Annotated in this window: 17 protein-coding genes and 1 pseudogene; 3 read left to right on the top strand and 15 right to left on the bottom strand. The window is 60.9% G+C overall.

Annotated elements, in window-relative coordinates:
• Positions 1 to 3 precede the first annotated feature (3 nt).
• The 4 genes from phnF to phnC form a co-directional block, all read right to left on the bottom strand.
• Positions 4 to 696 (bottom strand): phosphonate metabolism transcriptional regulator PhnF, encoded by a 693-nt coding sequence (gene phnF, locus BLS87_RS02455; RefSeq protein ID WP_074750245.1) that lies wholly within the window; start codon positions 694 to 696, stop codon positions 4 to 6.
• Positions 697 to 792: 96 nt separating this feature from the next.
• Positions 793 to 1,581 (bottom strand): phosphonate ABC transporter, permease protein PhnE, encoded by a 789-nt coding sequence (gene phnE / locus BLS87_RS02450; RefSeq protein ID WP_074750243.1) that lies wholly within the window; start codon positions 1,579 to 1,581, stop codon positions 793 to 795.
• Positions 1,582 to 1,672: 91 nt separating this feature from the next.
• Positions 1,673 to 2,677 carry a phosphonate ABC transporter substrate-binding protein gene (phnD, locus tag BLS87_RS02445; protein ID WP_074749833.1) on the bottom strand — a complete coding sequence of 335 codons (1,005 nt, stop codon included), beginning with the start codon at positions 2,675 to 2,677 and terminating at the stop codon, positions 1,673 to 1,675.
• A gap of 57 nt (positions 2,678 to 2,734) precedes the next feature.
• Positions 2,735 to 3,568: a phosphonate ABC transporter ATP-binding protein gene (gene phnC / locus BLS87_RS02440; RefSeq protein ID WP_074749831.1), complete on the bottom strand. Its 834-nt coding sequence runs from the start codon at positions 3,566 to 3,568 to the stop codon at positions 2,735 to 2,737.
• A 393-nt stretch (positions 3,569 to 3,961) separates the two neighbouring features.
• Between phnC and BLS87_RS02435 the strand changes: the two genes are divergently transcribed.
• On the top strand, positions 3,962 to 4,834 hold the full coding sequence (locus BLS87_RS02435; RefSeq protein ID WP_074749829.1) for an alpha/beta hydrolase: 873 nt from the start codon (positions 3,962 to 3,964) through the stop codon (positions 4,832 to 4,834).
• A gap of 163 nt (positions 4,835 to 4,997) precedes the next feature.
• Here BLS87_RS02435 and BLS87_RS35045 read toward each other — a convergent pair whose 3' ends face one another.
• The 3 genes and pseudogenes from BLS87_RS35045 to BLS87_RS02425 form a co-directional block, all read right to left on the bottom strand.
• Positions 4,998 to 5,762 carry a methyl-accepting chemotaxis protein gene (locus BLS87_RS35045; protein ID WP_425262193.1) on the bottom strand — a complete coding sequence of 255 codons (765 nt, stop codon included), beginning with the start codon at positions 5,760 to 5,762 and terminating at the stop codon, positions 4,998 to 5,000.
• Between the two features lie 93 nt (positions 5,763 to 5,855).
• Positions 5,856 to 6,890, bottom strand: a pseudogene (locus tag BLS87_RS35040) (HAMP domain-containing protein); the annotation flags it as partial.
• A 389-nt stretch (positions 6,891 to 7,279) separates the two neighbouring features.
• The gene (locus BLS87_RS02425) at positions 7,280 to 7,720 is read right to left on the bottom strand and encodes a VOC family protein (RefSeq protein ID WP_062382530.1); all 441 of its coding nucleotides are present in this window, start codon (positions 7,718 to 7,720) and stop codon (positions 7,280 to 7,282) included.
• A 107-nt stretch (positions 7,721 to 7,827) separates the two neighbouring features.
• Between BLS87_RS02425 and BLS87_RS02420 the strand changes: the two genes are divergently transcribed.
• Positions 7,828 to 8,694 carry a LysR family transcriptional regulator gene (locus BLS87_RS02420; protein ID WP_074749825.1) on the top strand — a complete coding sequence of 289 codons (867 nt, stop codon included), beginning with the start codon at positions 7,828 to 7,830 and terminating at the stop codon, positions 8,692 to 8,694.
• Between the two features lie 196 nt (positions 8,695 to 8,890).
• Here BLS87_RS02420 and BLS87_RS02415 read toward each other — a convergent pair whose 3' ends face one another.
• From BLS87_RS02415 to BLS87_RS02385, 7 genes are all read right to left on the bottom strand, one after another.
• Entirely contained in the window at positions 8,891 to 9,877 is a 987-nt protein-coding gene (locus BLS87_RS02415) for an oligopeptide/dipeptide ABC transporter ATP-binding protein (protein ID WP_074749823.1), read from the bottom strand.
• A complete protein-coding gene (locus BLS87_RS02410; protein WP_074749821.1) occupies positions 9,874 to 10,914 on the bottom strand; it encodes an ABC transporter ATP-binding protein in 1,041 nt (346 codons plus the stop codon). Before BLS87_RS02410 ends, BLS87_RS02415 begins: the two co-directional genes overlap by 4 nt.
• Positions 10,911 to 11,810 carry a D,D-dipeptide ABC transporter permease gene (gene ddpC / locus BLS87_RS02405; protein WP_074749819.1) on the bottom strand — a complete coding sequence of 300 codons (900 nt, stop codon included), beginning with the start codon at positions 11,808 to 11,810 and terminating at the stop codon, positions 10,911 to 10,913. Before ddpC ends, BLS87_RS02410 begins: the two co-directional genes overlap by 4 nt.
• A 1-nt stretch (position 11,811) precedes the next feature.
• Positions 11,812 to 12,828 carry an ABC transporter permease gene (locus BLS87_RS02400; protein ID WP_074749817.1) on the bottom strand — a complete coding sequence of 339 codons (1,017 nt, stop codon included), beginning with the start codon at positions 12,826 to 12,828 and terminating at the stop codon, positions 11,812 to 11,814.
• A gap of 236 nt (positions 12,829 to 13,064) precedes the next feature.
• Positions 13,065 to 14,633 carry an ABC transporter substrate-binding protein gene (locus BLS87_RS02395; protein WP_074749815.1) on the bottom strand — a complete coding sequence of 523 codons (1,569 nt, stop codon included), beginning with the start codon at positions 14,631 to 14,633 and terminating at the stop codon, positions 13,065 to 13,067.
• A 183-nt stretch (positions 14,634 to 14,816) separates the two neighbouring features.
• Positions 14,817 to 15,371 carry a D-alanyl-D-alanine dipeptidase gene (ddpX, locus tag BLS87_RS02390; protein ID WP_074749813.1) on the bottom strand — a complete coding sequence of 185 codons (555 nt, stop codon included), beginning with the start codon at positions 15,369 to 15,371 and terminating at the stop codon, positions 14,817 to 14,819.
• A gap of 70 nt (positions 15,372 to 15,441) precedes the next feature.
• On the bottom strand, positions 15,442 to 16,293 hold the full coding sequence (locus tag BLS87_RS02385; protein ID WP_425262190.1) for a MurR/RpiR family transcriptional regulator: 852 nt from the start codon (positions 16,291 to 16,293) through the stop codon (positions 15,442 to 15,444).
• On the opposite strand from BLS87_RS02385, the gene BLS87_RS33570 reads away from it, so the two are divergent.
• Positions 16,292 to 16,513, top strand: coding sequence for a hypothetical protein (locus BLS87_RS33570; RefSeq protein WP_143024270.1), 222 nt, complete (start codon positions 16,292 to 16,294; stop codon positions 16,511 to 16,513). The two genes, BLS87_RS02385 and BLS87_RS33570, sit on opposite strands and share 2 nt — an antisense overlap.
• A 142-nt stretch (positions 16,514 to 16,655) precedes the next feature.
• Here the strand turns inward: BLS87_RS33570 and poxB are convergent, their stop codons facing one another.
• Positions 16,656 to 18,377, bottom strand: coding sequence for a ubiquinone-dependent pyruvate dehydrogenase (gene poxB, locus BLS87_RS02380; protein WP_074749809.1), 1,722 nt, complete (start codon positions 18,375 to 18,377; stop codon positions 16,656 to 16,658).
• Between the last annotated feature and the right edge of the window lie 182 nt (positions 18,378 to 18,559).

Below are 18,559 nucleotides of genomic sequence, written 5' to 3'. Positions count from 1 at the left end.
CCATCAGGTGACGATCTGATACTGGAAGCGGTCGGAACGGCTGGTGGAATGGGCAATCTCCACCGGGTGTCCGTCCGCGTCACGGGAAAGGGTGAGCACGGTCAGCGCCGGAAGGTGGCGCGGCATCAGCAACACGCTGGCCTCCTCACGGCTGGGCAGGCGTGCGCCGATGAGGCTGAACGTGCGGGTCAGCGGCAAGCCGTGCGCCGCGAGAAACTGGCGCACCGAACCGCTTTTGTAGTCGGCGAGCAGGTCGCTGCGGCTGGCGCAATAACGATGCCGAATCAGGCTCACTGGCTGGCCGTCGAGACGACGCAGGGTTTGCAGTTCGATCAGCGGCGCGTGTTCTTCGAGGCCCAGGTGCCCGGCTTCCTCGCGCGTCGCAACGCACGGGCGGCGTTGCAGCAGAATGGCTTCGACGCCATGGCCCTGCGCCGACAGCGACTGGCTGTACGCGCTTTCCGCCGCCACCGGGTACACCAGCGGACGGCCCAGCACCTGAGTGCCCTTGCCTTGACGGCGCAGCAGGCTGCCTTCGCGGACCAGCTCGTCGATCGCCCGACGCACCGTGTGGCGGTTGACGTCGAAGCGAGCCGCCAGTTGCGTTTCGGCGGGCAGGAATTCGCCTGCGATGTAACGGTTCAATTCGCTGCGCAAGGTGTCCGCCAGTTCGCGGTACACCGGTTCTCGGCTCATCGATTCCCGCTGCGGGGGTTCACGGTGCAGGGCTTCGGCTTGTCTAGACAACTGCATGGCTAAAAAAAGGGTTCGCACCCTCTCCTGTCGTTGGCATTAGATGAACTGCTTGCGCAGGCGCTGGGAGAAGATGTCGATCACGCTGACCACCACGATGATCACCAACAGCACCGAGCAGGTCTGGGTGAACTGGAAGGCGCGGATGTTTTCCCAGAGGATCACACCGATCCCGCCCGCGCCGACCATGCCGACGACCGTGGCCGAGCGCACGTTGGATTCGAAGCGGTACAAGGCGTAGGAAATCCACAGCGGCATGACCTGCGGGATCACCCCAAAGATCACTTCCTGCAGTGCACTGGCACCGGTGGCACGCACACCTTCGACGGGGCCGGGATCGATGGCTTCCACGGCCTCGGCGAACAGTTTGGCGAGCACCCCGGTGGTGCTGATCCACAACGCCAGGACACCGGCGAACGGGCCCAGGCCTACGGCCACGACGAACAACATCGCGAAGACCATTTCATTGATGGAGCGGAATGCGTCCATGACCCGACGCAACGGTTGGTGAATCCACCACGGGGTGATGTTGTCGGCGCACAGCACGCCCAACGGCACCGAACAGACGATCGCGAGCAACGTGCCCCAGAGGGCGATGTGCACGGTGACGATCATTTCCTTGAGGTAAGCGCGCCATTCATGGAAGTCAGGCGGGAAGAAGTCGGCGGCGAACGTCGCCATGTTGCCGGAGTCGCGGTACAGCGCCAGCGGGTTCATTTCAGCGCCGTGCCAGGCCCAGGCCATGATGGCGAGGAACAGGCCCCAGCCCAGGTATTGCGGCCAACTGCGCTTGCCGGCGACTTCAACGTAAGCAGCGTGAGTGGTCATAAAATTTCCCGATTGCGAATGCATGAACTGCAGTGACTGACGCGGCGCCCCGCTTGCCGTGAGGCTCAGCTTGAGCGCCGCGTCCATACCATCAACCCGCCTTGGCGGTGTTCTGTTTTTCCAGTTCCGAAATGCGGTCCTGCAGTTTGGTCAGGCCAGCGTCGATCTCTTTCAGGCGGCTCGCCTTTTCGTCGGCGCTGAGCGTGGTGCTGGCGGTGGTTTCGGTCTTTTGCTTGAACAGCTCAAGCTGGCGAATGGTCAGCAACTGGTCGTCCGAGGACTTGAGGAACTTGCCCATCTGCATGTTCTTCAGCACGGCTTTTTCTTCGTCGGTGTCGCCATAGTTGGCGAAGAAATCGCGGATCTTGTTCTTGGTCTCATCGGCCATGCCCTTGCGCCAGACCATCGGGTCGGCCGGGATGATCGGCGACTTCCAGATCACCTTGAGCATGGCGGCCTTGTCCGGCTGCGTGACTTCCAGACGGTCCCAGCTTTCGGTGTTGAACGTCGCGACATCCAGCTGGCCCTTGGCAACGCTCAGCGCGTTGACTTCGTGGCTTGAGTTCAGCGTGCGTTTGAAAGCGGTGGCCGCATCAACGTGGTTCTTGGCGAACACGTAGTAACCCGGTACGAGGTAGCCCGAAGTGGAGTTCGGGTCACCGTTGCCGAAGGTCAGTTCCTTGGCGTGCTTGAGCATGTCCTCGACCGAATTGATCGGGCTGTCCTTGCGCGCAATGATCACGCTCCAGTAACCCGGCGCGCCGTTGGCGGCAGCGGTCTGGGCGAAGATTTCGCCGCCTGAACGGTCCACGGCTTCCATCGCCGCCTTGTTGCCCAGCCAGGCCACGTCGACCTTGTTGAAGCGCATGCCCTGGATCAGGCCGGCGTAGTCAGAGGCGAAGGTGGCGTTGACTTTCAGACCGGTTTTCTTCGACATGTCGTCGAGAAACGGCTGCCAGACGCTTTTCAGGTTCTGCGAGGATTCGGTGGACATGATGCCGAAGTTGATGGCGCTGTCGTCAGCCTGCGCGGTGCCCATCAGGCAACCGGCGAGCACAGCGGCAGACGCGAACACGCGACCGAAACGGTTCAACATGGAGAGCTCCTGGAACGTAGTTGTGGTGTGTTGTGAGTGGTTAAAGCGACGCAGTCGTCAGGCCTGGGCCAGCGCCAGCTGTGGCGGGTGGCCTTGATTGCGCCCTTTGTCTGCGAACATCAGACTGGCGTCGGCGTCGGCGCCATACAGGTCGTTGAGGAACGGTCCGCTGAGCTCTGTACCGTTACCGTCGAAGTGGATGCGGCCACCCTTCAGGGCCACGGCACGCGGGCAATAGCGTACGGCGTAGTCCACCTGATGCAGGGTGACGACGACGGTCTTGCCGTCCTGACGGTTGATGTCGGCAAGAATTTCCATGACCTTGCGCGCGGACTCCGGGTCCAGCGATGCGATGGGTTCGTCCGCCAGGATGACTTCGGCTTGTTGGGTCAGCGCCCGGGCAATCGCCACGCGCTGCTGCTGACCGCCGGACAATGTTGAAGCACGCTGGTGAGCCAGATCGGCCAGACCCACGCGGCCCAGGTTGGCCATCGCACGGGCTTTTTCCTCGGCATTGAACATTCCCAGGCTGCCACGCCAGCGCGGCATGCGGCCCAAACAACCGAGCAGGACGTTGTCCAGCACACTCAGGCGGTTGACCAGATTGAACTGCTGGAAGATGTAGCCGATGTCGGCGCGCAGTCGGCGGACCTTGCCATTGAGTCGGCCCGAGGCCTGCACTTCACGGCCCAGAACCCGCACACTGCCGCCATTGCTGCGATCGCAGCAGGCCAGACCTGCGAGATGGCGCAACAACGTGGATTTTCCCGAACCGGAAGCGCCGATCAGCGCGACCATTTCTCCGGGTTGTATAGACAATGCGAGGTCAACCAAAGCGGTTTTGCGAGCAAATGTCTTGTTCAAGCGGTCGACATGGATGGCTGCGTTCATGGGCTTCTCTTGTCTTTGATTGCGGCGTCCTGCCGAGGTGAATGTTCTACCGTTCAGCCCGTCCCTGGCCGCGTTCGGTGCGAGTGACATTAGAGAGCGCGTGTGGCAGTTCGATGAACCGTCCATGAACGCGAGATAACAGTTCGTTGACCATTTGATGCGGGGTAATTGGCGGTTTTTGTCGACATGTTTGCCGAAAACAGCGGCCTTGCGGGGGTGCTGGCTAGACAAGTCGAACGAAAGGAACGTGGCTTGTCCCGCGATCAACTGCGCAGAAGTCGTGAAGAAAAATGCAGTGGGTCAGGTAAAACGCGTAGCAGGCATTACGACCGGTTCCCGGCCGATCGCGGGACAAGCCACGCTCCTACACATTCAGCACCTGAGCACCTATCAATGAACTGGAAACAAACCCTCACCGTCGTACTGCTCAGCGTTTTGCCCTTCCTGGCCAGCGCCGACAATCAGGAGAAGCCCACTTTGGCCGCAACCGGCTCTGCCCATTACCGCTTCGAACGCCTGACCATCGATTCTCCGGATGGCCAGCGACATTACCGCCTCGACATCGGCATCCCTCGTAACCCTGCGCCAGCGATTGGCTATCCGGTGATGTACCTGCTGGATGGCAATAACGTGTTGGCCGAGTTGCAGGACAGCTGGCTGGGCGAGCTGGACGCAGGCTCCCCGCCGCTGCTGGTGATGATCGGCTACGACATCGAAGACACTTACGAAGGCGAACAGCGCACCCGGGATTACACCGGGGCCACGTCTAAAGCGTTTCTGGAACTGATCGAGTCAACGATCAAACCGCAGATACAGGCGCGCTACGCGACCGACCTCACCCGACAAACGCTGTGGGGCCATTCGTTCGGCGGGCTGTTCGTGCTCTCTGCACTGCTGGAACGCCCTGACGCTTTCCAGACCTGGATCGCCGCCAGTGCATCACTGTGGTATCAGCCGATCACCTTCGACCATGGCATGGCGCTTGGAAAATTCCCCGAAGGGACCACACGCACCGTGCGCCTGGTCAGGGGCGAAAGAGAAGGCAAGCCGCCCATCGCACAATTCGATGGCGGCTCGCCGGAAAGAAGGAAAGCGATGCAGGCAGTGCCCAGCGACGCCAATCGCCTGCTGGCAGAACACCTGGCCACCCTGCCCGGCACCGAGGCCAGCTACGAGCAGTTCAATGGCCGCAACCACGGCCAGATGTTCAGCACCGCGTTGCATCTGGGTTTGCGCAGGGCAGCCGGATTGCGCGAGCGGCCTTGAGGTTCTGAGGTTCTGAGCGATAAGCCGTGCTCACGACAAAACCTGTGGGAGCGAATCCATTCGCGATGCAATCCATCAGCCGACACATCCGCGGCGGATGCAACGGCATTTCGCGAATGAACTCTCTCCCACAAAGGCGTGCGTTGCGCCGCAATCGATGTTGTCAGATCCTGAACGTCCCCACCAGGTGCTGCAACCGCGCTGCCTGATGCTCAAGATGAGTACAGGCGTCCAGCGTCGACTTCAGGTTGTCCACGCCTTCCTGGTTCAGGGTGTTGATCTCGGTGATGTCAACGTTGATCGACTCGACCACGGCGGTCTGCTCTTCGGTCGCGGTGGCCACCGACTGGTTCATGCCGTCGATTTCACCGATGCGCCGCGTCACGCTGTTCAACCGCTCACCGGCCTGGTTGGCGATGGTCACGCTGCTTTCGCTCCGGCGCTGGCTTTCAGTCATGTTCGCCACGGCATCGCGAGCACCCACCTGCAGCTCTTCGATCATGCCCTGCACCTGCTGCGCCGAATCCTGCGTCCGGTGCGCCAGGTTACGCACTTCATCCGCGACCACGGCGAAACCACGACCTGCCTCACCCGCCCGCGCCGCTTCAATGGCCGCGTTGAGCGCCAGCAAGTTGGTCTGCTGCGAAATGCCGGTGATCACCTCGAGAATCTGGCCGATGTTGGCGGTCTTGTTGTTCAGCGTTTCGATGTTCAGGCACGACTCGCTGATCTTTTCCGACAGCTGATCCATCGCCTTGATCGTCTGCGTGACAACGCCCTGACCTTCGCTGGCCAGTTGCGTGGCTTCGCTGGAATGCTGCGACGCCATGGCGGCGTTCTGAGCGATCTCCTGGGCTGCGGCACCCAGTTGATTGATCGCCGCGGCCACGCTGCTGGTGCGGCTGGCTTGCTGGTCGGAATTGCTCATCGACGAGTTGGAAGCGCCCACAACGCGGGCCGCCACTTCACCCAATTGACCGGCGGTGGACGCCACCTCACGTATCGAACCATGAATACGCTCGACGAAGCGGTTGAACGACTGCGCCATCGCGCCGAATTCGTCCTGCGAGACAATCGACAGACGCTTGGTCAGGTCGCCCTCACCGTCCGCGATGTCCTGCATGGCGCGGCTCATCTGATGCAGCGGCTGCATGAGCACGCGGATGAGCAGGCCAAGCAGCAGCATGATGATTGCCACGGCGATGACCATGGCGGTGATCGCCGAAGAACGGAACTCACTGAGCATCGAATACGCCGCATCCCGGTCCAGCACCAGCGCGACATACCAGTTGGCCGAGGACAGGCCCTCAACCCTGGTGAACGAAATGAACTGCGCCTTGCCGCCCGATTCGATTTCAGCCACGCCTGGGGCGATCTTCGGCGCCCCGTTGGGGTAGGCCTCACTGACGTTCTTCAGGACTAGCTTGCTGTCGGGGTGGATCAGGATCTTGCCGTCGGCGCTGACAATATAGGCGTAGCCGTGCCCGCCGAAATTCAGCGCGTTGATGGTCTTGCTGATGGCATCCAGCGAGATGTCCGCGCCCGCAACGCCGATCATCTGGCCCTGCTGACGAACCGGGGTGGCCAGCGTCACCACCAGTTTGCCGGATGAAGCCGCGATGTAGGGCTCGGTGACAATGATGCCCTGCGCGGCATCGGCCGCCTTGTACCAGCCGCGAGCACGGGGGTCATAGTCGGCGGCCCGGTTACCGGCCGGGACCGAGAACATCAGGCCGTCCTTGCCGCCGAAGTAACTGAGCTGGAAGTTGTCCGGGTACACCGGCAGGCCGACGATGCGCTGCAAACTGCTCGGTGCCGGGCCGTCAGCCGCAATCTGCTGAGCCATGGAGTACAAAAGCTGAGTGCGACTGTCCAGCCAGGTTTGAATGTTCTGCGTGGTCAGACTGCCCAGTTGTTGCAGTTCTGCGTCTACGTTGTTCTTCAGTGTTTCCCGCTGACGAAAATCGTTCACCAGTATGAAACACGAGAAAGCAACAACAACTATCAGTGCAGCGGCCAGCAGGATCTTTCTGCTGAAACCCAGACGATTGATCATACGATTGTGTCCATAACCAAGAATGACAGCGACGTGAATGCGTAGCCGATCAGGCGCGCGCCGCGCTTTTTACGGGGTTATGCGAAGAAAGGGAAGACGCGGCCTGAAATATACTTCGGCCGTTGAGTGGCAGAGTTTAATGCCGGTCGTCGACGACACTAATCGGTCAGTACTTATTAGGGGCGATAGTTGGATTTTAATTTAAACATCCGTCTAAGTGTGTTTAAAGCTGGATCCAATAATGTGTATCACGCCGATAACGTGTAGGCGCTTGCTTGCCCGCGATTGCGGAGTGTCAGTTGATAAACTCATCTCAGACAGATCGCATTCGCGGGCAAGCGCGCTCCTACAATAAATGTGCGGCGTGTCAGGGCCCGACACGCACGTCGTTATTTCGCGAACAACTGCCCGATGTCCTTGAATGCTTTGAACTCCAGCGCGTTGCCGCACGGGTCGAACAGGAACATGGTCGCCTGCTCCCCGACCTGCCCCTTGAAGCGCACGTAAGGCTCGATCACAAACTTCACGCCCTGACCCTGCAATCGATCCGCCAGCGCTTCCCATTCTTCCCAACCCAGCACCACGCCAAAATGCGGCACCGGGACGTCATGGCCGTCCACGGCGTTGGTGCCAGCGTGGGCTTGCGAATCGGTTTTCGGGTGTTCGTGGATCACCAGTTGATGGCCGAAGAAATCAAAATCCACCCAGTGATCGCTGGAGCGGCCCTCGGGCAAATTGAACACGTTGGCGTAGAAATGCCGTGCGGCGGCCAGGTCATAGACGGGAATGGCGAGGTGAAACGGCGAGAGCTTCTGCGGGGTGGCGGTCACGGTCAACTTCCTCTATTTGGGATGGGAACATCTTTACCCATTGAATCATTGATTGAAAGATCATAATTTTCACGTCGAGCCACAACTATTTTGATCAGTGAGCCAGCATGATTCGCGAGTTGAAAACCTTCCTAACCGTCGAACGCCTGGGCACGTTCGTTGCGGCGGGCAACCAGATCGGCCTGACCCAATCGGCGGTCAGTGCGCAGATCCGCACCCTGGAAAAAGCGCTCGGCACGAAGCTGTTTGATCGCAGCGGACGCAGCGCCACCCTCAATGCGGCCGGTCAACGCGCATTGCCGATGGCGCGTGAAATCGTGGAGCTGTATGAACGCATGGCCACGCCATCAGCGGACAGCGGCTACTTTGGCGAGCTGGTGATCGGCGCTATCGCCACCGTGCAAACCGGCTTGCTGCCCGACGCGCTCGTGCAACTCAATACCCAGGCGCCCACGGTCGAGGCCAAAGTGGTGCCGGGTGTTTCGCAGACATTGCTCAATAGCGTTGATGCCGGCGAGATCGACCTGGCAATCCTGATCCGACCGCCCTTCGCACTGCCCAAGGAATTGTCGCTGGAGGTCATCGAACGCGAGCCGTTCGTGCTGATCGCACCCGTGCAGATAGAAGGCGACGATGCCCTTCAACTGCTTCGCGACAGCCGGTTCGTGCGATACGACCGCCATTCATTCGGCGGCCGTCAGGTGACGCGGTTCCTGCGTGAACAGAAAATCGAAACACGTCCGGGGCTCGAACTGGACGAAGTCGACGCCATCGTGCGCATGGTCGAGGCCGGACTCGGGGTATCGCTCGTGCCGCGAGCGGGTTTATGGCTGGAACGCGCGGCCCACATCCGGATCGTCGAACTCGGTGCGCTGACGTTTTACCGTGAGCTGGCGTTGGTGATGCGTCATGCGAACCGGCAACTCCCGCTGCAGCGGTTGTTTCGCGAGTGTCTGGCACCAAAACGCCTGTAGGAGGATTCGCGATCGGCTCGACGCCTCGCGCGCGATCAAGGGCAAATTCAAGGCGTGAGGCTCACCGCAGATCAGCTTTTGTAGGAGCGCGCTTGCCCGCGAAGACGGTGTGTCAGTCGATACATTCGTCGCAGGCATACCGCCTCGTCCGGATGCGACCCGGAACACGCGCACTCCGACAGGCTTCTGGCCCAGTTCACACCGATTGCAAATGACACCTCACCCACTCGGCACCGGCTGCGCCTCTGGCGGGCAACAACGCCTGCGGCTTATCGCAGCCCACGGTTGCCTTCGGGCAGCGGTCCCGAAAGAAACACCCGGTGGGCAGGTTGCGATTGCCGGGCAATTCAGTCGGCGCGGAGACTTGGGCGTCGTCCACCGCCACGCCCAGGCGCGGCACGGCTTCGAGCAATAACTGGGTGTAGGGATGACGCGGGCGCTCCAGCACCTCGGCGGCGCTGCCCAGCTCGACGATCTGCCCCAGGTACATCACCGCGACCCGATCGGCCATGTGCCGCACCACCGAGACGTTGTGCGAGATCAGGATGTACGTCAGGTCACGACTGCGTTGCAGTTCGGCCAACAGGTTGAGGATCTGCGCCTGCACTGAGATATCCAGCGCCGAGGTCGGCTCGTCGAGGACGATGATGTCCGGGTTCGACGACAGCGCCCTGGCGATGGCGATGCGCTGCCGTTGACCGCCGGAAAACTGATGCGGAAAACGGTCCATGTACTCCGTACGGATTCCGACCTGAGAAGCCACTTTGGCAGCGATGTCGCGCATGTCCCGACGCGGCGCCGAACGCTGGACGAACAGCGGCTCGGTGATTACCTTCCACACCGGCAGCCGCGGATCGAGGGACGATTGCGGGTCCTGAAACACGATCTGCACGTTGCTGCTGCGCTCCTTGGCGTTGTTGTAAATCCACTCGAGCTTGCCTGAGGTCGGTTTGATCAGCCCCATCAGCAATTGCGCCAGCGTGCTCTTGCCGCACCCCGACTCCCCCACCACGCCCAGGGTTTCCCCGGCACGCACCTGCAGGTCGATGCCGTTCAAGGCGTGGGCCAGGGCCTTTGGTCGACCGAGCCAGTCCTTGCCCATGGGGTAATGCACGCGCACGTCTTCAAGGCCGAGAATCACCGGATGTTCATCGGGCAAAGATTCAAGTGCTGCACGGGTCATGACGGCATCTCCTGTGCTGAGAAATGGGATGGCTCGCTCAACCAGCAAGCGCTCTTGCGATCAGCAACGGCATCAATGACCTGCATGGGCGGACGCTGCAGGCATTTGGGCATGGCATAAGCGCAACGGTCGCGGAAGGTACAGCCCTCAGGCAAAGCCGACAGATTGGGGACCTGACCGGGAATGGTCATCAGGTCCTGACCGGGTTCGACCTGTTCCGGCAAACCACTGAGCAGCCCTCGGGTATAGGGATGGCGAGGATCGGCCATGACTTGCGAGGTCACGCCCTGCTCCACCACGGCGCCGGTGTACATCACATAGACCCGGTCGCAGAACTGCGAGACCAGCGCCATGTCGTGGGTGATCAGTAAAATCGCCGTCCCTCGCTCGCGGGCTTTTTCGCGCAACAGCAGCAACACCTGCCGCTGCACGGTCACGTCCAGCGCCGTGGTCGGCTCGTCGGCAATCAACAACTGTGGATCGCAGGAGAACGCCAGGGCGATCATCACCCGCTGACGCATGCCGCCGGAAAGCTCGAACGGGTAACTGTTCATTACCTGCTCGGGATCGGCGATATGCATGTCGCGAAGCAAGGCGACGGCTTTGGCGCGGGCGTCGGTCTTGCTCAGTTGCTGGTGATGAATGATCACGTCGAGCATTTGTCGGCCGATGCGTCGTGTCGGATTCAGCGCAGTCATTGGTTCCTGAAAGATCATCGCGGCGTCGCGGCCACGGACCTTCAACAGGTCTTTCTCCCTGGCGCTGAGCATGTCGCGGCCCAGGATGCTCAGGCTGCCGCTCTTCACCTGATACGCGCGTTCAGGCAACAGACGCAGGCTGAGCATCGCGGTGACTGACTTGCCGGACCCGGACTCACCGATCACCCCGACAATCTCACCGGGATTGACGTGCAATGACACGCCATTGAGCGCCTTGACGGTGCTCTTGTACGCAGGGAACTCGATGCTCAGGTTGTCGATGGTCAATACCGGTGAAGTGCCGAGAACGGAATTGGAGGCTTGTGCGTGCATGGTCATTTCCCCTGCTGGCGTGGGTCGAGCAGGTCACGTACGCCGTCGCCCAGAAGGTTGAAACCCGTGGCGGTGATCAGAATCGCCACACCGGGAAAGGTCGAATACCACCATTGATCGAGGATGTAATTGCGCCCTGTCGCGACCATCGCCCCCCATTCGGCCGTGGGCTGTTGCGCACCGAGGCCAATGAATCCCAGCGCCGAGGCCATGAGAATGGCGCTCCCGATGTCCAGACTGAGCTGCACCAGCAAAGGCGGCATGGCGTTGCGCGCCACGTGCCAGAGCACCATGTGCCAGCGCCCTGCGCCGAAGGTTTCAGCGGCTTTGACGTAGCCCATCTGGCGGATGCTCAGGGCTTGCCCCCGCGCCAGTCGCACGTAAAACGGAATCCGCACCAGGGTGATCGCCAGCATCGCATTGAACAGGCTTGGGCCCAGCGCCGCGGCCAGCGCCATGATCAGCACCAGCGACGGCACCGAGAGCATGATGTCCATCAAGCGCATGATCAGGCTGTCGAAGCGCCCGCCGATGATCCCGGACATACAGCCCAGCAAGCCGCCCGCGATACATGACGCGAATGCGACGAACAGTCCGACGCCCACTGACTGACGGCTGCCGTACAAGACCCGGCTGAACAGGTCGCGGCCCACTTCGTCAGTGCCAAACCAGTGCGCGGCAGACGGCGCCGCCAGGCGCTGGCCCAGATTAAGCGCATTGGGATCATGGGACGCCAACCAGGGCGCGAAGACCATGCACAGCAGCACCATCAGGGTGATCAGCAACCCGGCCATGGTCAGCGGGCTGCGCCGCACCTGGTGCGCCAGGTACGCGAGTTTGTCCTGCCAGCGCGAAGCCTTGGGCAGCGGCGCCGCGACCGGCGCAGTGAGGGGAGTGGACATTTCAATTGACCTCGCCGATGCGTGGGTCGATCAGGCGGTACACCAGATCGATCGCCATGTTCAGCAGTACATAAATGAAGGACACCAGAATCGCGAAGCCCATGACCGCCGGGAAATCCAGCGACTGGATCGACTTGACCACGTAGGCGCCCATGCCGGGCCAGGCGAATACGGTTTCAGTCAGGACCGCGCCGTAGAGCAGATCGCCGAGGGTCAGGCCCAGCACGGTCACCGAAGGGATCAAGGCGTTGGGCAGCGCATGGCGCAGGATCACTGCCCACTTCGACAAACCATAGGCCCGCGCTGTCCGGATGTAGTCCTCACCCAGTTGATCGAGCATCGCCGAGCGGATCTGCCGCGCCACTACGCCAAGATTGACGAAACCCAACGTGATCGCCGGAAGGATCAGGTGCTGGACAGCATTGAAGAACAGGCTGGTATCCCCCACCAGCAAGGTATCGATCAGGTAAAAACCGGTCACCGTCGGCGGCGGTTCCAGGCCTTCGTCAATCCGTCCGCTGCCGGGCAGCCAGTTCAAATGCCCGTAAAACAGCACGATCAGTCCCAGCCCGAGCCAGAACGCCGGGGTGGAAATCCCGGTGACCGCCAGGGTTCGCGCCACCTGATCGATGAAGCGGTTGTGGTAAACCGCCGACAACACGCCCAGCGGCACCCCGACCAGAATCGACAGGGTCAGCGCCGCCAGCGCCAGCTCGAGGGTCGCCGGGAAGAACGCTTGCAGGTCTTCGAGCACCGGACGATGGGTGCGGATGGACGTGCCCAGATCGCCCTGCAACAGGTCGAGCATGTAGCGGCCGTATTGCTGGTACAGCGGCAAGTCCAATCCCAGTTGATGGCGAATGTTCTCGACAATCGCATCGGTGGCACGGTCGCCGGCAATCAGCCGCGCAGGATCACCCGGAATCAGATGAGAGATGGAAAAGGTAATCAGGGAAACGCCAAACACCACCAGCAGCAGACCGCCCAGGCGTTTACGCAAAATATTCAGGAAGGCCATCAGGCACCTCGGTCACGCATTCAATCGACAACGCGAATCAGCTCGCGGACACAGCCTTGCCATCCAACCGATACTCTGTGGGAGCGAATTCATTCGCGATACGGCGGTACATCCGGCAGAGATTTATTGGATGTACGGCCAATCGCGAATGAATTCGCTCCCACAGGGGTCAGAAGCATGGCAACACGATCACTTTGCCGCCCATGGGCTTCTTGAAATCCATGGGCGACGACGGCTTACTTGGTGATCGTGCCGATGTTGAACACTTGCTCCAACATCGGGTTGAACACGTAGCCCTTGACCTTCTCGCTCATCGGCAAGGTGTAGGCCTTCTGGTACAGGTAGGCGTAAACGCTGTCGTTGAGCACAATCTTCTGCGCCTGCTGGTACAGCTCGGTGCGTTTGGCCATGTCGTTGGTGGTCGCCGACTCGCGGATCAGCTTGTCCACCGCCGGGTTGTCGTAGAACGAACGGTTGCCCGCCAGCCCTTTCAGCTTCGAATCGAAGAAGAAGTTCATGAACATGTAGGGGTCGGCGAAGTCCGGGCTCCAGGAACCGATGGCAACGTCAAAGTCGCCGGTGCCCAGACGCTCACGCATGCTCGCGTTGGCCAGCTTCTCCATCTTCAGGTTCACACCCAGCGACTGCAGACCGGCTTGCAGCGTCAGACCGATCGGCTCCCAGTTCGGGTCCTTGTCGGAATACATGAAGGTCAGGTTGCTGATCTTCGGCGAGACCTTGGCCAGGTCTTCCTTCGCTTTGGTCATGTCCTGCTTGAACGCAGGCTGCTTCTCGTCGTACGCCCACATGCCCTGAGGGATCGGGCCGTTCAGCGGCTTGGCCTTGCCTTTGAGAATGCCGTTGATGATGCCGTCATAATCGAGCGACTCGACGATGGCGCGACGTGCATCCGGGTTGTTCATCGGCGCTTTCTGGGTGTTCAGGTAGAGCAAGGTGACACGCAAGGACGGATAGTCGCCGACCACGATGCCGGGCTTCTTCGCCAGTGCTTCGAGCTGGTCTTCGGGCATGTCCTCGATGATGTCCAGATCGCCGTGTTCCAGCTGCAGACGACGCACCGACGCCTCACCGATGATCTTCACCACGACCTTTTTCAGGGTCGGCTTGGGACCGGCGTAGTAGCTGTTCTGCTCCATGGTGAGGGTCTGGCCCTTCTGCCAGTTGACCAGTTTGAACGCACCGGAACCGGCAGTGTGGTTCGACAGATAAGCCTCGGCGCCTTCGCTTTTCTTGGCCACATCGGGGTTGATGATTGCCGCCCCGTTGTGCGCCAGCGTCGAGAGAAACGGCGCGTAAGGCGCTTTGAGCGTGAATTTCACGGTGAGCGGATCGACCACCGACACCGTCATGTCGTCCGGGAATGCACCGGACGGCCCTTGCTTGAGCTTCATCACCCGATCAAACGAAAACTTCACCGCCTCGGCGTTCACGTCGGCGCCGTCATCGAACTTGTTGCCGGGCTTGAGCTTGAATTCCCAGGTCAGGTTGTCCGCCGACGTCGACCAACTGCTGGCCAGCTCGCCCATGACTTCGGTGCTGCCTTTGCCGTTCTCGACCTTGTACGTCACCAACCGCTGATATGCCGGATAGGTCACGGTCCAGTCGTTGTTGTCGATGGTCACAGCCGGGTCGAGGGTCTGAGGGTCGGACGGTTTGCCGATCATCAGGGTGTCCTGAGGCACGGCTGCGCTGGCCGATTGCCAGGCACCCAGGCCCATGGCGGTGCAGAGGACTGCCATCGCCAGCGTGCGTGGGAGGGCGAGTGAGGTAACGATTGATTTCATGCCGGTTCCTTGATCGTTCGATGTGTGGAAGTTCGTCAGGTTTGTTGTTGGCGCTATACCGGGCAGTCAAAGCTCGAAGCCTTGCGGGCTTCGACAGGGGGCGCCCTGCTCTTGCGAGTCAGGTCGTCACCAGGTTCAGCCGGGATTCATGTTCGTCCCGGTCAGGTGTCACAGGTGTCTCGGTCAGTGGGCGGGGCGGATCGAACCGTCGTCGATCAGCGGATAATCGTCGGCGCCAGGCAGCTCGTAGTGCCACCACTCGCTGTCGATGTAAGTGAATCCGGCGGCCAGCATGATCCCCAGCAGCAGCAGGCGATTGCGCTGCACGTCGGCGGGCAGATCGGCGAAAAACTGGTGAGAGTGCTCACGCATGTCATCGAAGCCTGTGCCCATGTCCAGCGCCTGTCCCGTGGCATCGATCAGCGTCAGGTCGACCGCCACCCCCCGGGAATGATGCGAACCAAGGCTCGGGTCACGCACGTATTCGGGGTTGGGCAGCGCTTCCCACAGCAGGTATTGCGCGTACGGCGGACGATAGGCATCGAAGATGCGCAGGGTCAGCCCGGCCTGACTCGCCAGTCGGCTGGCCTTGCGCAGGCAGGCTTCGGCGTCGCGGTGCAACAGGCAGCGCGGATCCTGATAAATCTGCTTGCCGGCCAGGTTGTCGACGCCGGCATAGATCAGGTCGACTTCGACCTGCAGCGCCTTGGCATCGACTTCGACGAGGGGGCTATTCACGTAAACATTCTCCAGATCAGCTCAAACGGTTCATCACGCCCAAGGCGCTTGTCTCAAACAGGCAATCGGGTTATTCGAACTGCCCGAACAGTTGTTGCAGTTCACGGTTCTTCGCCAAGCGTTGATCGAGCCGGTCTCCGTACTTCTCGGCCACCGCCGACACCATCAGGTTGAACAGGCAGGTCAGCGGCGCGAGCGAGTCCCAGAACTGGCCGACATCGGAGTTCAGTTGCAGCAGATCGGTGGGGTAATCCCGCGCCCATGGGCAATGGAAATCCGTGATAAATGCCAGCGCCAGGCCCTGCTGGTGCGCCACCTCGCAGAACGTTCGGGTGACCGCCGAGTAGGTGCGAAAGTCAGCGATCACCGCATAAGGGTTGTCGAACTGCGAGTTGAGCGATTCGGCATAGGTGCCTGAAAGCCCATCGACGTAGTAGACCTTGGGCCGGATGTACTCGAGGTGCGAAAAGAACGCATTGAGAATCCCCCGTGTGGTCTGAATACCGACGATGAACACCGCATCGGCACTGCACAGCCGCTCGACGATGCGCACGAACGTGTCACTGCGGGCCAGGCCGTAGACGCGCTGGATGGCTTCCAGCTCCCGGTTCATCGAACGTTCCAGAGCATCGCCATGGGTGCTTTCTTCGCGAAAAGCCCCGAGACGGTCGGTGATCACCCACGGGCTGACGCTGTCGCCGCGCAGGCTTTGCTTGACGTCGTCAATGTTGCGATAGCCCAGCGAACGCAAGAACCGGCCCACCGAAATCCCGGTGGTGCCCGTTTGCTGAGCGATGCTGTCGGCAGTCTCGAACGGCAGCTTCTGGGGATTGGCCAACAGATACCCGGCGATACGTTTGCCGGTCGGCGTCAGGTCGCTGAACCGCTGCTCTAACGTCTCGAGGAAAGGACTCTTGACCATGAACATTCCGCTTGAAACCGGCATTGAGGAGAGTCGAAAAATGTTATCAGGAGGTCATTCATCGACAGGATGTTACCAACATAACATCGGTTTTCGAGATGGCACAATGATTTTTTTCAGGCGTTTTCCGTGGGGAGTTTTTGTGGTTCAGGGTGGTGCGGGCGGGACGCGAAATGCGCTTTTTATGGGCAAAAAACATCCCTGGACCGCTCTCCTGTAGGAGCGTGGCTTGTCCCGCGATCGGCGACGGAGTCGTCGTAAACCCTCACACTGAGTCGTATCTCAAACGCCGCGTTTACCGAATCCACGGCCGGTTCCCGGCCGATCGCGGGACAAGCCACGCTCCTACAGGAGAATGGCGCTTACCGCAAATTGGTCTTCGCCAGTTCCAGCACCTGATCCGCCTTGCCATTCATCACGGCCTTGAGCATGAACAGGCTGAACCCCTTGGCCTGCGCCAGTTTGATCTTCGGTGGCAGGCCCAATTCCTGTTTGGCGGTGACCACATCCACCAGCACAGGCCCCGGGTGTTCAAAGGCTTTTTTCAGGGCGTTGGGCAGGTCCGCCGAGTCCTCCACGCGGATGCCCAGAATGCCCGCGCCGATGGCGATGTTGGCAAAACTGGTGGCGTGCAGATCGGTGTCGTGTGGCACGTAACCGCTGGCCTGCATTTCCATGGCAACGAAACCCAGCGAGCTGTTGTTGAACACCACCATCTTGATCGGCAGGTTGAGCTGACGAATGCTCAGCAAGTCCCCCATCAGCATCGACAGGCCACCGTCACCGCACAGCGCTACCACCTGGCGTTGCGGGTGCGCAGCTTTCGCGCCCAGCGCCTGCGGCATGGCGTTGGCCATCGAGCCGTGGTTGAACGAGCCCAACAGTGAACGCTGGCCGTTCATGGTCAGGTAGCGCGCGGCCCACAGCGTCGGTGTGCCGACATCGACGGTGAAGATCGCGTCCGGGTCGGCGTAGGCATCGACCATGCGCGTCAGGTATTGCGGATGAATCGGCTCGCCGTGTGCCGACGGCGTGGCCAGCTCGTCGAGCTCTTCCCGGGCCTTGGCATAATGATCCAGCGCCTTGTCCAGGAACTTGCGGTCGGTATGAGTCTTGAGCCGTGGCAGCAGCGCGACGATGGTTTCGGCAATGCCGCCCGCCAACCCCAACGTCAGCGGCACACGCCGGCCGAGCGCTGCGGGGTCGATGTCGATTTGAATGATGTTGGCTTTTTCCGGGTAGAAATTGCGGTACGGAAAACTGCTGCCCAGAATGAGCAGCGTGTCGCAGGACAGCATCGCGTGGTAGCCAGAGCTGAAACCGATCAGACCGGTCATGCCGACATCGAAGGGGTTGGCGTATTCGATGTATTGCTTGCCACGCAGCGCATGGACCACGGGGGCCGACAGCTTTTCCGCCAGCGCCACCACCTGATCGTGAGCGTCGGCGCACCCGGCACCGGCCAGAATGGTCACGGCTTTTGATTGGTCGAGGAGGTCCACCAACCGTTGCAGATCGTGCTCGGTCGGAATGACATGCGGTGGCGTGTGATTGACCCACGCAGGTTTGGCGTCCGGCGCCTCGCTCAGGGCGACGTCGCCCGGAATCACGATCACTGCAACGCCACGCTGACTGATCGCCGCACGCATGGCGCGCTCAAGCACGCGGGGAAACTGCTCGGCACTGCTGACCGCTTCGACGAAGTGGCTGCATTCCTTGAACACATCCGTAGGATGGGTTTCCTGAAAGTAGTTCAGCCCGATCTCGGACGACGGGATTTGCGCAGCAATGGCCAGTACCGGGACGCGGCTGCGATGGCAGTCATAAAGGCCGTTGATCAGGTGCAGGTTGCCCGGACCACAGCTACCGGCACACACCGCCAACTGGCCAGTGGTCGCCGCTTCGGCGCCAGCCGCAAACGCCGCAACTTCCTCATGCCGGGTGTGCATCCACTTGATCTTGCCCAAACGCTCCAGGCTGTCGGTCAGCCCGTTCAGGCTGTCGCCACTGACGCCCCAGATTTTCGAGACGCCTGCAGCGGCGAGGGTTTGCGCGAGGTAGTCGGCGATGGTTCTGCTGGACATGGGGCAGGTTCCTTGTCGAGTCAAAAGGTACGCACGATGCCAAAGCCGACATCGCGCGCCGTTTCAAATCGACCTGTAGCACCGGTCACAGTTCAGTGCTTGTCAGGATGTGCGCCTTGTGGACAGCCGAATACGCAATGAACTGCACTGGACCTGTGGGAACGGGGGCCGCGTCAGGGCGG

Origin of the sequence: Pseudomonas abietaniphila (assembly GCF_900100795.1) — a bacterium.
Classification (GTDB): domain Bacteria; phylum Pseudomonadota; class Gammaproteobacteria; order Pseudomonadales; family Pseudomonadaceae; genus Aquipseudomonas; species Aquipseudomonas abietaniphila.
This window is presented reverse-complemented; position numbering and strand designations above follow the sequence as displayed.

Coding starts and splice junctions, on each gene's coding strand:
- phnF (WP_074750245.1), bottom strand. CDS start 696: ATGAGCCGAGAACCGGTGTACCGCGAACTGGCGGACACCTTGCGCAGC.
- phnE (WP_074750243.1), bottom strand. CDS start 1,581: ATGACCACTCACGCTGCTTACGTTGAAGTCGCCGGCAAGCGCAGTTGG.
- phnD (WP_074749833.1), bottom strand. CDS start 2,677: ATGTTGAACCGTTTCGGTCGCGTGTTCGCGTCTGCCGCTGTGCTCGCC.
- phnC (WP_074749831.1), bottom strand. CDS start 3,568: ATGAACGCAGCCATCCATGTCGACCGCTTGAACAAGACATTTGCTCGC.
- BLS87_RS02435 (WP_074749829.1), top strand. CDS start 3,962: ATGAACTGGAAACAAACCCTCACCGTCGTACTGCTCAGCGTTTTGCCC.
- BLS87_RS35045 (WP_425262193.1), bottom strand. CDS start 5,762: ATGAGCAATTCCGACCAGCAAGCCAGCCGCACCAGCAGCGTGGCCGCG.
- BLS87_RS02420 (WP_074749825.1), top strand. CDS start 7,828: ATGATTCGCGAGTTGAAAACCTTCCTAACCGTCGAACGCCTGGGCACG.
- BLS87_RS02415 (WP_074749823.1), bottom strand. CDS start 9,877: ATGACCCGTGCAGCACTTGAATCTTTGCCCGATGAACATCCGGTGATT.
- BLS87_RS02410 (WP_074749821.1), bottom strand. CDS start 10,914: ATGACCATGCACGCACAAGCCTCCAATTCCGTTCTCGGCACTTCACCG.
- ddpC (WP_074749819.1), bottom strand. CDS start 11,810: ATGTCCACTCCCCTCACTGCGCCGGTCGCGGCGCCGCTGCCCAAGGCT.
- BLS87_RS02400 (WP_074749817.1), bottom strand. CDS start 12,828: ATGGCCTTCCTGAATATTTTGCGTAAACGCCTGGGCGGTCTGCTGCTG.
- BLS87_RS02395 (WP_074749815.1), bottom strand. CDS start 14,633: ATGAAATCAATCGTTACCTCACTCGCCCTCCCACGCACGCTGGCGATG.
- BLS87_RS33570 (WP_143024270.1), top strand. CDS start 16,292: ATGAACATTCCGCTTGAAACCGGCATTGAGGAGAGTCGAAAAATGTTA.
- BLS87_RS02385 (WP_425262190.1), bottom strand. CDS start 16,293: ATGGTCAAGAGTCCTTTCCTCGAGACGTTAGAGCAGCGGTTCAGCGAC.
- poxB (WP_074749809.1), bottom strand. CDS start 18,377: ATGTCCAGCAGAACCATCGCCGACTACCTCGCGCAAACCCTCGCCGCT.